General features: G+C 67.9%; 8 protein-coding genes and 2 pseudogenes. 5 read left to right on the top strand and 5 right to left on the bottom strand.

The features are described 5' to 3' along the window. Positions 1 to 580: 580 nt before the first annotated feature. Complete coding sequence (locus CES90_RS47200; RefSeq protein ID WP_208921717.1) at positions 581 to 2,005, top strand: family 43 glycosylhydrolase; 1,425 nt, start codon at positions 581 to 583, stop codon at positions 2,003 to 2,005. 1,123 nt (positions 2,006 to 3,128) lie between these two features. Further along, positions 3,129 to 4,580, top strand: a pseudogene (locus CES90_RS47195) (alpha-L-fucosidase); the annotation flags it as partial. Positions 4,581 to 4,647: 67 nt separating this feature from the next. On the opposite strand, the gene CES90_RS47190 reads toward CES90_RS47195, so the two are convergent. Further along, positions 4,648 to 5,019 carry a hypothetical protein gene (locus tag CES90_RS47190; protein WP_229914546.1) on the bottom strand — a complete coding sequence of 124 codons (372 nt, stop codon included), beginning with the start codon at positions 5,017 to 5,019 and terminating at the stop codon, positions 4,648 to 4,650. A gap of 146 nt (positions 5,020 to 5,165) precedes the next feature. On the opposite strand from CES90_RS47190, the pseudogene tap reads away from it, so the two are divergent. From tap to CES90_RS47175, 3 genes and pseudogenes are all read left to right on the top strand, one after another. Next, positions 5,166 to 7,097: pseudogene (gene tap / locus CES90_RS47185) on the top strand (telomere-associated protein Tap); the annotation flags it as partial. A 13-nt stretch (positions 7,098 to 7,110) separates the two neighbouring features. Continuing rightward, positions 7,111 to 7,668, top strand: coding sequence for a telomere-protecting terminal protein Tpg (gene tpg / locus CES90_RS47180; protein ID WP_189788711.1), 558 nt, complete (start codon positions 7,111 to 7,113; stop codon positions 7,666 to 7,668). Between the two features lie 238 nt (positions 7,669 to 7,906). Continuing rightward, positions 7,907 to 8,548: a nucleotidyltransferase domain-containing protein gene (locus CES90_RS47175; RefSeq protein WP_189788712.1), complete on the top strand. Its 642-nt coding sequence runs from the start codon at positions 7,907 to 7,909 to the stop codon at positions 8,546 to 8,548. 28 nt (positions 8,549 to 8,576) lie between these two features. Here CES90_RS47175 and CES90_RS47170 read toward each other — a convergent pair whose 3' ends face one another. From CES90_RS47170 to CES90_RS47155, 4 genes are all read right to left on the bottom strand, one after another. Then, the gene (locus CES90_RS47170) at positions 8,577 to 10,115 is read right to left on the bottom strand and encodes a hypothetical protein (protein WP_189788713.1); all 1,539 of its coding nucleotides are present in this window, start codon (positions 10,113 to 10,115) and stop codon (positions 8,577 to 8,579) included. Next, positions 10,112 to 10,444 carry a helix-turn-helix domain-containing protein gene (locus tag CES90_RS47165; RefSeq protein ID WP_189788714.1) on the bottom strand — a complete coding sequence of 111 codons (333 nt, stop codon included), beginning with the start codon at positions 10,442 to 10,444 and terminating at the stop codon, positions 10,112 to 10,114. Before CES90_RS47165 ends, CES90_RS47170 begins: the two co-directional genes overlap by 4 nt. Then, positions 10,441 to 11,568 (bottom strand): tyrosine-type recombinase/integrase, encoded by a 1,128-nt coding sequence (locus CES90_RS47160; protein ID WP_229914548.1) that lies wholly within the window; start codon positions 11,566 to 11,568, stop codon positions 10,441 to 10,443. Before CES90_RS47160 ends, CES90_RS47165 begins: the two co-directional genes overlap by 4 nt. Before the next feature lie 287 nt (positions 11,569 to 11,855). Then, a complete protein-coding gene (locus CES90_RS47155; RefSeq protein ID WP_208921715.1) occupies positions 11,856 to 12,728 on the bottom strand; it encodes a recombinase family protein in 873 nt (290 codons plus the stop codon). Between the last annotated feature and the right edge of the window lie 105 nt (positions 12,729 to 12,833).

Here is a 12,833-nt window from a genome sequence, read left to right as displayed (position 1 = left end):
TGATCCTTACCTCCTCGGCGGCCCGGCCGGCTCGTCCAGCCGTGCGGCCGGCTGCCGGATCTGCTCCCTCGTCGTCTCGGCCCGCGCGGCAGCGCTACGCCGCGGCGGCCGTGAAGGTCACCGAGGGCGGCAGCGCCTGCTGCGAACCGCAGCCGGCCGAGGGCGACGAGGCCGATGTCTTCCGTGCGGAGCCGCGCTGCACGGACCAGCCTTCCGCACCCAGGGCTGGACATCTGACGCCCCGCCACCTCAAGCCCTCCGCCCTCGGCTTCAGGAGCTGCACCGTGTCCTCTCCCCCTCTCCGAAGGTTCGGAAAGGTGATTGGCTTCAGGTTCTCCTCCTACCTCGGTGACTGCACGTGGGTGTTCCGCGGCGGAGCCATGACGGAGTCGCGGTCTGGTTTTGAAGAACCGGCACCCCAACCGCTCGGCGGAGTGTCCGGCTCGCCGGCCCGCACCCCGGCATCAGCGAGATCCCCACCCATGGCCCTCACGGCCACAACGACGGCCGGGCCGCCCGGCCGTCGCCACAGCGTGCCGCCGCAGCACCAGTCCACCCACGGAAGTCAGGAACAGCAACCATGATTCTCAACGCTCACATCACCCCGGGGGGCCATGTCCCGCCGCGAAGATGGATCACCACCGCGGTCTCCGCGATGATCGCCATGGTCATGGCGATGACAGCGGTTCTCTTCACCGGCGCTCCGGCGCAAGCAGCCAACCCCATAGTCACCGATCGGTTCGTGGCCGACCCGTCGGCACATGTCTTCAACGGGCGGATGTACGTCTACGCCACCCATGACTCCGACAACAGCGGTACGTACTGGGACTCCAAGGACTGGCGCGCGTACTCCACGGCCGACGGGGTGAACTGGACCGACCACGGACAGGTCTTCTCGCTCAGCGGGTTCAGTTGGGCCACGCGCCTGGCATGGGCGCCGGCTGCCGCGCAGCGCAACGGCTACTACTACCTCTACCTGCCAGTGGACCGCACCAAGATCGGTGTTGCCCGCAGTACCTCACCCACATCAGGTTTCAGCGACGTTCGCGGGACGCCCTTGATCGATACCGCACGCGACGCGAACACCGGGGTGGAGCCCATCGACCCGATGACCTTCATCGACGACGACGGACAGGCGTACCTGTACTTCGGCAGCAGCCGCCAGCCCAAGGTCGTCCGGCTCAACTCGGACATGATGTCGACCAGCGGCCCCATCATGAACGTCACGGTCAACGGTGCTCCCGGCCAGGGCTTCGCCGAAGCCCCCTGGATGCACAAGCGCAACGGTCTCTACTACTTCTCGTTCTCGACCGGCTGGCCGGGACAGATCCAGTACGCGACCGCGACCAACCCGCTCGGTCCGTTCACGTATCGCGGCGTCGCGATCGACTATGTGAACGTGAACACGAACCACGCGTCCCTCCTGGAGTTCAACAACAAGTGGTACGCGGTCTACCACAAGAAGGCTCTTGAGGGCGGGAGCAACCACCGCCGGTCGATCGTCGCGGACTACCTGCACTACAACGCCGACGGCTCCATCAAGACGGTGGTCCAGACGGCCATCGGAACCGAAGGGCCCTATGGCCCGTACGAGATGATCACCGGTCGGCAGAGCGGCAAGGCCATCGACGTCCAGAGCGGCAGCACTGCCGACGGCGCACCCATCATCCAGTGGTCGCCCAAGCCCCTCGCCGCGAACCAGCACTGGTTCTTCCGCAGCACGGGCGACGGCTACTACAGCCTGGTCAGCCGCAACACCGGAAAATGCCTCGATGTCTCGCGCGCCAGCACCGCGGACGGCGGGAACGTCATCCAGTGGCCGTGCAAGGGCACTGCGAACCAGCAGTGGTCAGTGGTCACCGTCGACAACTACGTGCAACTGGTGGCACGACACAGCGGGAAGTGTCTCGAGGTCAGGTCCGCGAGCACCGCCGACGGCGCCGCGATCATCCAGTGGACCTGCAAGGGCTCGACGAACCAGCAGTGGACCAGAACCGCGATGTGACCCGCACGGGCAATGAGCGGCCGGAGGTCTGACCCATGTCGGCGTATGCGGCGCGGGTCGGACCTCCACCCTCCCTCGCTCCGGCCCGGACGGCCCGCATGCGCACTCCAACTCTGGCTGGTCAACGGGCGAATCGCGCACATCACGAGGGCCTGCCCACAGCGGCCGTCGTGCGCGCGCGCCTCGTCAGCATGCGCGGGGGGAAGGGTCTGTCGGCGCGGCCCGTGCCGTGCCGTGCCGTGCCGTGCCGTGCCGTGCCGTGCCGTGCCGTGCCGTGCCGTGCCGTGCCGTGCCGTGCCGTGCCGACAACAGCGTAGCCGGAGCCGAATAGCCGCGACTGGGGGTCGCCTGGGACGCTCTGGCCTTTGAACGGTCTCGGTGTTTGAGAGACAGGACCGGCTGTCGCACGACGCGAAAGGGGCCGACTGGATCCGGGTAACGGTGGCTCTCCCGCGTGCGGTGCACTTCGCCATGGTGACGGCGGGACTTGACACACGATGCCGGCGCGTTTCGTGGTGACGGCTTGTGGGGTGATGGCAGAGCGCGCGTGGGCGCGGTGCGGCGAGACGGCCTGGCGCTTCTTCCGGCGCCTGTGAGGTGGCTCTTCTCCTGTGCCGCTTCGGCGTCCTGTTCTCGTGCGACTCCTGTTTCTCTGCCGGAGGAAGCCTCCGTGGCCGACTCCCTGTCCACCGAGGCGAGTTGTCCGGTAAATCGAACGCCGTTCGTACTGTCGGGCAGACGTTAAGTACGGGAAGCGGGATGCGTCAATACCTTTCGACAGCAGTAGTCCATTCCGGGTGACCCAGGTGGATGGAGGCGCTAGACATGCGATGTCTAGCGACGGGTGAATCGCAATATCACTGCCTTTAACGGGCAAAACGACTTCCCGTGAATGGCAGTTCATCCCTGCACGCCCGTTGACACAGACGGGTCACATGGACGAACTTCATGCGTAACATCCGGTACCCGACACCCAGGAGTACCGCGCCACTCGTGTGTTCTCCCCGTCAAGGGACCCCCACGTGCCCAAGTCGTCGGGGTGTGCGGCTTCCCTCCCGCGAACGGACGAAGCGGTTTCCCGTGGATGCAGGCGCCGAATCCCCTGAACGTAGGAGTAAGCCCCATGTCGTCAGGAAGACTGTCCCGTCGCACGCTGCTGGGTGCCGCGGGCGCCGCTGTGGCCACGACCGCGCTTCCCGTGATCCCCGCGTTGTCGCCCCTGTTGGCGCAGGCGGCTGCCGCGGACCCCCAGACCAACCTGGAAAACCTGGTGAACATGCGGTTCGGCATGTTCAACCACTTCAGCCTGGGCACATTCACCAACGAGGAGTGGGCGGCCCCCAACCAGGACCCCGCCAAGTTCGCCCCCCCGACCGTGGACTGTGCCCAGTGGGCGGCCGCCGCCGCGGCGGCGAAGATGAGCTACGGCCTCCTGACGACCAAGCACCATGACGGCTTCGCCCTGTGGCCGAGCGCCTACGGCACCCAGAACGTCGCGAACAGCTCCTACAAGCACGACGTGGTGAAGGCGTACTGCGACGCCTTCCGGGCGGAGGGGCTGAAGGTCGGGTTCTACTACTCGATATGGGACCGCACCTACGGCGTCGAGGCGTGGGAGAGCCGGCACAAGAACGTCGGGCTCGAACCCACCGATGCCATCCAGCCCAGCGACATGACCTTCATCCTCGGCCAGATCACCGAGCTGCTCACCAACTACGGCACCATCGACATGTTCGTCACCGACGGTTGGGCGTGGCAGATGGGCCAGCAGGCCGTCTCCTACCAGCGGGTCCGTGAGCTCGTGAAGTCGCTCCAGCCGAACATCGTCATGATCGACCACGGTGCGCTGTCGCAGCCGTGGCTCGGCGACGCGATCTACTTCGAGGCGCCGATGGGCATCAGCGCGCCGGCCGGGAACACCTACGCCGCCACGCAGGGGCAGACGATCAGCAGAGGCTGGTTCTGGCATCCGCACACGGCGACCGAGGACCCGATGAGCAAGGAGACGATCCTGGCCCACCTGGCGGACCTGGAACCGAAGTACACCTCCTTCATCCTCAACTGCCCGCCCAACCGCAACGGCAAGCTGGACACCAACATCGTCAACCGGCTCGCCGAAGTCGGGGCGGCATGGAGCCCCGACACCTCCAGGCCGCCCCTGCCGGCCCAGCTGCCGCGCCCCCAGTACCCCGTGACGCCCGTCAGCGCCTACGCGACCGCGTACCGTGCGGGTGAGGGACCGCTCAACGCCATCGAAGGACTCAGCGACAAGGGCTACGAATTCTGCTGGTCGACGTGGGGGCTGGCCTCGCCCCTGCCTCACTCGATCACGATCGACCTGGGCGGGGTGTGGAGCAACGTCTCCACCCTGGAGTACCTGCCCAAGCAGTGGGGCCGCACCAACTCGACCGACGGGGACATCACCTCGTACACCATCTCCACCAGCACCGACGGCACGAACTTCACCCAGGTCGCCTCCGGCACCTGGGCCGGCAACCAGACCCTCAAGGTGGTCGAATGGCCCGCCCGGAACGTCGGCTTCGTGCGGCTCCAGGCGAAAGCGGCCACCGGCGGCTTACTTGCTTCCCACCTGGTGCTACTTCCTCTGGAACCTCTAGATCCCAGTCTCCAGGTGTCCACGATCAAGGGGAAGCTTCAAGATCGACCGGAGTGCCGCCCTCGGTGAGCTTCTCCCAGGCTTGCGCCATCTTCCGCAGGATCGACGGGCCGCCGCGATCGCTGAGCTTGAGCAGGTAGTCACCGTTGACCGGGGTAGAGCTGTCCGCGGCGTACTTGACCTGCATGTAGGTGTGCGGCGGCACCTGCCGGTACAAGACGACATCGTCCAAGTTCCCCGCGTCGTCGACCTCGGCGCCCACCGCCACCACCGGGTTGGACGCACGCAGCGCCGCATCCCGGACAGCGGCGACACACCCCTGCCACGCAGCCAGCCACTGATAGCGGTCACCAGCAATACGGACACCCGTCGAGCTCGGGGCAGGCAGGTCTCGCACTGAAACGATCTCCCAGGCGTCGGGCCGCCGCGCTTACGGCCATCGGCATGCTCAGCCGATCATCGCCGCAAGCAAGGCCAAGTGGGAAGCCTCGCACCCACCGGCAGTCGGGCGGGGCCACAGGCTCTCGCCCGCCCACCGGCATACCGCCCAGGACCCCGAAAGCCTTCTCGGTCGCTGCTTCATACCGCGTCCGAGAGCAGTTGATGTGTGTCCGGATCAAGTTGCGGCGTGCCAGGTCAGAGGACCTCGAATCAGAGAAGCAGCAGGTCAGACGTTTCAGAGAGTCGTCCGGCCCTAGTCGAGATCCCGCAGGCCAGAGGCTCTCAAGTCGTCGACGCAGGCCTCACCTCTGGCTGGTCGTGACACTCGACGCCGACACCGAGCGGCAGGTGACCGGCTACGGCGTCGGCGGTCTGATCCTGGACGTGCCCGCCAAGTCGCTGCCCGCGCTGGTGGAGTGGACGCTCACCGAGGCGCAGCTCGGGGCGGAGAGGCTGCACGGTTCGGGCAAGGACGCCGACCCGCTGCTGGTGCTCACCGAGGCCGCGTGTGAACGCTACGGGCTGCCCGCCGCCCTGTCGGATTCCGAGCGGCTCGCCGGACGGCTGCCGGAGGGACACAAGGTCATCAGGCAGCTGGAGCGTGCCGACTGGCAGCTGACCAAGCGCGGGCTGGGGCCGTGGGCGCGGATCTACCGCCCCGCCCAGGGCAGCCGCAGGCAGTGCGTGCAGTTGTGCATCCCCTCCTGGCGTGCCCTGGACGGCCGCGCCTGGGGCCATGCCGCGCAGCTTCCGCCGCCGGAGCTGGCCCGGGTGCTGGGGGTGTACGCGGCCCGGGTGATGACGCCGGTCGGCTCCACCGCCGTGACGGGGCTGCAGCTGATGACCGCGCTCAGCCCGCCGACCCGCGCGAGCGAGCCGGACGAGAGCGGCAGGCGGCACCGCGAGCACCGGCCCGGCTCGCTGGGCAGCGAGCCGGTGGACCCCGCGCCGTGCGAGGCGATCGACGGGCACCCCGTCCTGGACCAGCTGCCCCGCTTCCACGTGCGCGGGCCCGGCGAGAGGCTGTTCGAGGAGGCCTACGACTGGGCGCGGGATCTGACCGATGCCGAGTGCATGCAGCGGTACCTGGTCGGCCTGGATGTGAACCTCGCCTTCGGCGCGGCCGCCAACGGGGCGGTCGTCGGTCTGGCCACGCCGCCCGTGCACGTCACCCGCCCGGTCTTCGATGCGGCGGTGCCCGGCTCCTGGCTGGTCGACCTCTCCCACGTCGACCTGTCCCGGGTGAAGGTCGGCAAGCAGTGGCGTGACCTCGACGGCGCGCTGCTGCCCAGCCCGTTCACGCCGACCGGCGAACGCCCGACCGGTCCGGCCTGGTACGCCACGCCCACCGTGGCGTATGCCGTCGAGCTCGGCTACGACATCACACCGCTGGAGGCATGGGTGCGCCGTGAGAGCGGCCGGTTCCTGGACGGCTGGTACAAGCGGCTGCGCGATGCCTACGTCGCCACCATGGCGGACCTCGGCGTCGCGGAGAAGCTGTCCCCGCAGGAGTTTTTGGAGGCGATGAACGGCTACAAGAGCCGTGATCCGGAGCTGGGGATCGTGGTGGACGCGGTCAAGATGACCGTGAAGGGCGGCATCGGCAAGCTGCAGGAGAAGGCACGCGGGGGCGGCTGGAAGCCGGGGCAGGCCTGGACCGCCCTCGCCCGCCCGACCTGGCGCCCGGACATCCGCGCGACCGTCATCTCCCGGGCCCGGGTCAACATGCACCGCAAGATGCTCGCCCTGGCGGCGGCCACCGGCCGTTACCCGGTCGCGGTCCTCTCCGACTGCGCCGTGTACGCGGCCGACGGGCCCAGCCCCCTGGACGTGCTGCCGTACGGCGCCGACGGCAAGACCGTGCCGGGCTCGTTCCGGCTCGGCGTCTCGCCCGGGATGGTCAAGCACGAGGGCACCCAGAGCGTGCTGTGGGGGGCTGACGTCCTCGAACAGCTCGGCGCCGACGGCCATGTCGCCAACCTCGCCCGCTACATCAAGACCGGCGAGGTCACCGCCAAGGACACCGGAGAGTAGGAGAGTTACGCCGATGGTCACGGTCGGGGAAGAACTCGACAGGGCGGTGCAGGGCGCGTTCACGCGGCCCATCCCCAAGTCCGCCGGGGCGCAGATGCGTTACCTCCTCAAGAAGCACGGCGGCCGGACGATGCCGGTGGCCGAGCTGCTCGGCATCAGCCAGCGCACGGTGGAGCGGTATGTGAAGAACCAGATCAAAAGGCCCCGGCCGGAGCTCGCCGACCGGCTGGAGCGTGAGGTCCGCGTGCGCTGGCAGCCGCAGATCAGGGCGAAGGCGAAGGAGGCTGCGGCCACCACGAGCGGCATCATGATCGATGTGCAGGCGAGGTTCGGCTACACCGCCGCCGCCGGCAGCACCGACCAGGCCCGCGTGCGTCACCTCACCCTGGCCCTGCCGCCCCGGCACGCCGCCCGCCTCCTTCAAGCCCAGGAAGCAGGCGTCGACGAGGACGACCTCCGCGATCTCGCTGCCGAGGCGTTGGGTGAGGTGTACTTCCGTGACGGCGGCCGCCGTGCCCACGGCCTCGAAGTGGAACTCAAGGACATCGTCGACCTGCAGTTTGAGCTGTAACCCCGTCAGGGGCGCCAGGACAGGAGACCAGGAACAGAAGCCGAAAAGAGCTGTGACAGCAGGAGCGTTACGGGGTCCCATACTGGTGGGCTCGCGTATTCAACTGTCGCCGGTTCCCCGAGGAACGCAGCCCGCTGGTGACCGGCTGTGATCGCCAGCGGCGTACAACTCCAGGACTCGTTCATCGCCTTCATCGACTACGGCCAGGGACGTTCGAGTCCGCTGATAGATTCCTTCGGTGAGCGAGCAACTACCCAGCGGCGGCATCGAGCTGTCACCCGACGAGATCGAAGTCCTCCCCGCCAGGTGGTCATCATGCTGGACCCCGAAAGAGGTCGCGCAGCAGCTCGCCGGGATCAGCACGCCTTGGTACGTGGCCGCGGGCTGGGCGCTGGACTTGTTCCGCGGCAAGCAGACGCGCACTCATGGAGACATCGAGATCGCGATTCCGGCCGGGAGCTTTCCAGAGGCCCGCCACCGCTTCCCCGGCTACGTCTTCGACGCGGTAGGCAGCGGCCGGATCTGGGAGGACGCCACACCGGAGGTGCTGGCCGCCGTGCATCAGACATGGCTTCGAGATCCGGCCACCGGAAACTACCTGCTCGACGTGTTCCGCGAACCGCACGACGGCGACACCTGGATCTGCCGACGCGATGAGAGGATCCGGCTTCCCTACAGCGACATCGTCCATCACACACAGGACGGCATCCCGTATCTGGCGCCGGAACTGGTCCTGCTGTTCAAGGCCAAGCACGCCCGCCGAAAGGATCAAACAGACTTCGAAGCGACCGTCCCGCACATGACCTCGGCTCAGCGCGAGACCCTGGCCGAGCTACTCGCCCGCGTACACCCGGGACACCCTTGGATTGCGGATCTGTAGCCGACGCTCTACTGGTGGGCTCGCCTATTCAGCTGTCGCCAGTCCCCCGAGGAGTCCAGCCTGCTGGTGACCGTGTGGGGTCCCCGGGGGCGTAACGGCTCCAGGTTCCTCCGGCTTCCGCTGCGAGCTTGGTCGTGGTGACCTGGTGGTAGCCGAGGGCGTCAGCGACGACGGGAGCGGGCATCTCCAGCACTTGTTGCCGGATCGCCGCCGTGCGGCTGGCGGTCGTAGGGACACCGATGTCGTTGATCAGCTCGGAGAGAGCGAAGGGATGCAGCGGCTGACCTGCCCGTCGGCCGGGGAAGATCCAGCGGGAGCCATGGTTCGTCCCGGTGTTCATGTTGTCGCGGTTGTCGATCCAGGCCAGGAGGAGCTCGGCGAACGGCGCGGGCACCGGGGAGGGCGGCTCGCCGAGCCGCAGCCGGACCTGGCCGTTCTCGTGGACGACGTCGTCGACGGTAAGACGGACGACCCTGGTGCAGGGTTGGGCATAGAGAAGGACGATGATCCCGGCGACACGGCTGCGCAACGGCAAGCTGTCGTCGGTGAGGAGCTGACCGAGCAGGTCCAGGCGCTCGTTCTGGGAAAGCGGGGCCGCCCGGCGAGTTGGCGGTGACGGCAGCCGAAAACGTCGGGTGAGCTTGACGTTCTGGCACCACAGCAGGAAGGGCCGGATGGTGTTCCGCTCGTGCTCCTTGTGCTCGACATGCCAGAGGTCGATATCGACCTGGCCGCAAGTGGCGAACGTCCGGTCGTGGTCGGCGAGCCACTCAAGGAAGGACGCTGCCCGCTTGACCTGGTCTGCGGCGTACTTGCGGCTGCCGGGGGTAAGCGGGCGGCGGTCGGCGCGGGCCCGGAGTTTCGGCAGGACCTCCCATGTAGCGAACCGACGGACGATCTGACGGTGTTCAGGGTCGGAGACGGAGGCGAGACGGCCGGTGAGCCAGCCCTCGAAGAGGCAGATCTGTTTGTCAATGGCGGGCAGGATGCCGCAGGCCATCAGGAGTTCACGCAGGTGGGAAGCGGCCCGCCAGGGCTGGAGGGTGTGGAACGCCTCGTGCTTCAGACCGATCTCGCCCCGGCCCAGGCGCCGCAGCAGGTCCTCGGCGGAGCCGGTCTTGCCTGTGCGCATGTAGAGCCAGGTCAGGATGGACAGCGGGCTGTCCGCGGTCAGCAGCAACTCGCCCAGGGGGACGAGTTCGGGACGGATGCGGCCGGTGCCGTCGTCGAGGAGCTCGGCGAGCTTGTCGGCGAGAGTGCAGCGGGTGCAGAGCCGCCCGCCGTGGAGTTTGCCCTCATGCCCACAGCGTGAACAGCGGTAGGACGTCATGAAGTCCGCGCAGTCCGGGCAGATCAGGGCCCCATCACCAGGTCGGATGCCCGGAAGTACACGCTCTCCGCCGCAGTCGGGGCAGCATCCACGGACGCGCAGGGCCTTGTCATGGCAGGTGCGGCAGACATAGCCGTCGGGCCAGCGGGCGGCGAACCATCCGTGGCGTCCGCAGCGGGCGCAGTGCCGCTTGTGCCAGCGTTCGACCTGCTCAGGCGTCTTGTAGGCGGGGCTCATGAGTCGGGCAGGATCCGCGCTCGGCGGGGCCGCAGCGGGGTGGCGGCCAACGTGGTCGGAAGGTCGCCGGTGGCGGTCTTGCGGACCCCGGCGTTCTCGGCGGCGGTGGTCACGAGGTCGGCCGGGGTGCACTCGAAGATGTCGCAGAGCGCGGCCAACACCTGGAGCGAGAGACGTTCGGGAGTCCCGGAGACCAGGCGGTGGACCTGGGATGCGGACAAGGTGACGCCGCGATCGTGCAGCTGCGGAATCAACTCGGTGGTGGTGAACATGCCGTGGGAGGCCATCACTTCGCGCAGCTTCCAGGTGTAGCCCACCCGGCGTTTCACGCCGGCCTCCGGTTCTGGGCCTCCAGAGCGGCGGCGACGGTGTCGTCCAGGTGTCGGCGCAGGGTGCGGGTGCGGAAGTCCGAGCCGACACACGTATAAAGGGCGGTCGTGGAGGCATGCTCGTGTCCGACTTGTTCCTGCACGAACCGGGGGTCCCAGCCGTCCTCGATCAAGTGCGTCACGTACGACCTTCGCAGCGAGTGGAAATCCAGACCTTTCTCGTCCAGGCCGAGTTCCTTGCGGTAGGCGCCGAAGCGGGAGTTGAGCCGCTGGCAGCCGACCCGCAGGCCCCGCTCCGAGGGCCAGGCCGCGGGGTTCCCGTCGGTGCCGAACAGGGGCCTGATCTCGGTGAACCACTCGTCCAGGATGTCGGGGCTCCAGTCCCACACGGTCAGCACGCTACGGCGCTTGGGCGGTGAGCCCTTCTTCGCCTTGCCGAAGCGGACCCGGCACAGACCGAACTCGCCGAACTCCGGGCCGTGCGGGTTACGGCCGAAGTCGACGGCGTCCAGCATCCGCGTCTCGTTGCGCCGCAGCCCGTAGGCGTACGCGGTCTTGAACAGCACCGCGTCCCGGAAGGCGGGCAGCCATCCCTTGCGGCCGCGGGCCCGGATGCGCTCCACCTGCTCGTCGGCGTGGTCGAAGAGCGCCTGCAGTTCGGCTCGGGTGAAGGCCCGCTTGGCCGGGTCGGACTCGTTGTCCTGAACGTGAACGGCGGTGTTCCACTCGTGCACGACCTGCACCGGGTGGGTGCCAAAGCGTTCCTGGCAGGTGTCCGCCCACTCATACAACGGGTCGGTCGCGAAGTAGCAGAAGGCCCGGACGGCCTCGGAGTACGAGCGGATCGTCGACCGCGCCAGATCGCGCAGCGAGCGCAGGTCGCCGAGCCACTCGTCCACCATCGCCGGCGTCCACTGCCATGGGAAGGCGTTGACGTACGCGGCGAACGCCTTCACCGCATTCTCCCGGCCCTCGACCGTGGAGCGGGCCAGATTCCGGGCCAACTGCTGGTTGGCGAAGCCCTGCATCATCGCGTTGAAGACCTGCTCCTCCGGCCTCAGCAGGGCAACCCCGCCCACCAGTTCAAGCCTCGCCGCCCCCGGAGCCACGACATCGATCCGCACCGGTCCACCACCTTCCGTCACTCGCATGGGATGCGAGAAAACCGCATCTGATGCGAGTCGGCGGGCGATCCGCTGGTCAGTCAGTCGTACGAGTGACACCGACTGGCGATCACGCACCGCGAGTCGCTACGGTCGCTTCCGCCTTCCGAGCCCAACGGCCCTGGTCACAGGCAAGGAACTGCCGCCCGTCGACGGCGAATCGCAAAGTGTCGCGAGTTCGCATCCGATGCAATTGGCGGCAGTTGTAGTACTCGCCGAAAAAACAACGCTAAGGGCTGCGCCGCAGGTCAGGATGTGGGTTCCATCGCGGTTGTGTGCTCGTCGTGTTCGCGCAGCATCCGCATGACGGTCGCGGGCGAGGGGTGCTGTCCCTTCTTCTTGCCCGTGGTGATGACGAGCCGGGCGGCGATGTCGCGCAGGCTCATCTCATGCTCTCGCAGGTGGAGGGCCATGGAGAGCATGTGGTCGTCGGTGACGCCCGCTCCGCCGATGGTCTTGCCACGCTTGCGGGCGGACTCGTGGCCTTCGAGGGTGCGGTCGCGGATGTACTCGCGCTCCATGCCAGACAGGGCGGCCAGCACGGTGAACACGACTCCGGAGGGGTCGTGCGAGCCCTGGAGTTCTCCCGTGAGGAACTCCAGGCCGACGTCGCCCGCCTTGAGTTCCTCGGCGAGCGTCGCCAGTTCGATGCCGCGGCCGAGCCGTTTGTGCTCGTGGACGACGAGGGTGACGCGGACGCCGGAGGCGCGCAGTTCGCCGGCGAGGGCGACGGCCTTGTCCAGTTCGGGGCGCTGGGTGGCGCGGGTGGAGATCTTCTCGGAGAAGATGCGGGTAACCCCGGCTTCGACGAGCGAGTCGAGTTGGGAGTCGAGGGACTGCCGGGCGGTGGATGCACGTGCGTACCCCAGGCGGGCGTGCCCGACGGGTTCTGCGCCGGCGTTCCTCGGCCGGGGCAGCTCGGCCCAGGCGGAGCCGGGCTTGCGCACGGTGGGGGTCGGCACGTTGAGGGCCTTGGCGAGTTGGGGCACGAGTCGGAAGCGGGCGGTGTGGTACTGGATGGCCACCTTGCTCTTGCCGGTCCGGCACGGCGAGCCCGCGGGGGCGGCGCAGGTGGACATCGGGCAGGCGTGCGATTCCACCCGCTTGAAGTCGTCGCTCACGAGCCCCGACTGTTTCATGAGTGGTTTCAAACTGTCGAGCCGTTTGCAACAACTCATGAAACACGGTTCGCCCTGGACGCGTCCACCGGGTGACGGTGTTTCACA

This window comes from Streptomyces capitiformicae (assembly GCF_002214185.1).
Lineage (GTDB): Bacteria > Actinomycetota > Actinomycetes > Streptomycetales > Streptomycetaceae > Streptomyces > Streptomyces capitiformicae.
This window is presented reverse-complemented; position numbering and strand designations above follow the sequence as displayed.

Excerpts from the sequence above, each read along its gene's own strand:
- CES90_RS47200 (WP_208921717.1), top strand. The coding sequence starts at position 581 with ATGATTCTCAACGCTCACATCACCCCGGGGGGCCATGTCCCGCCGCGA.
- tpg (WP_189788711.1), top strand. The coding sequence starts at position 7,111 with ATGGTCACGGTCGGGGAAGAACTCGACAGGGCGGTGCAGGGCGCGTTC.
- CES90_RS47170 (WP_189788713.1), bottom strand. The coding sequence starts at position 10,115 with ATGAGCCCCGCCTACAAGACGCCTGAGCAGGTCGAACGCTGGCACAAG.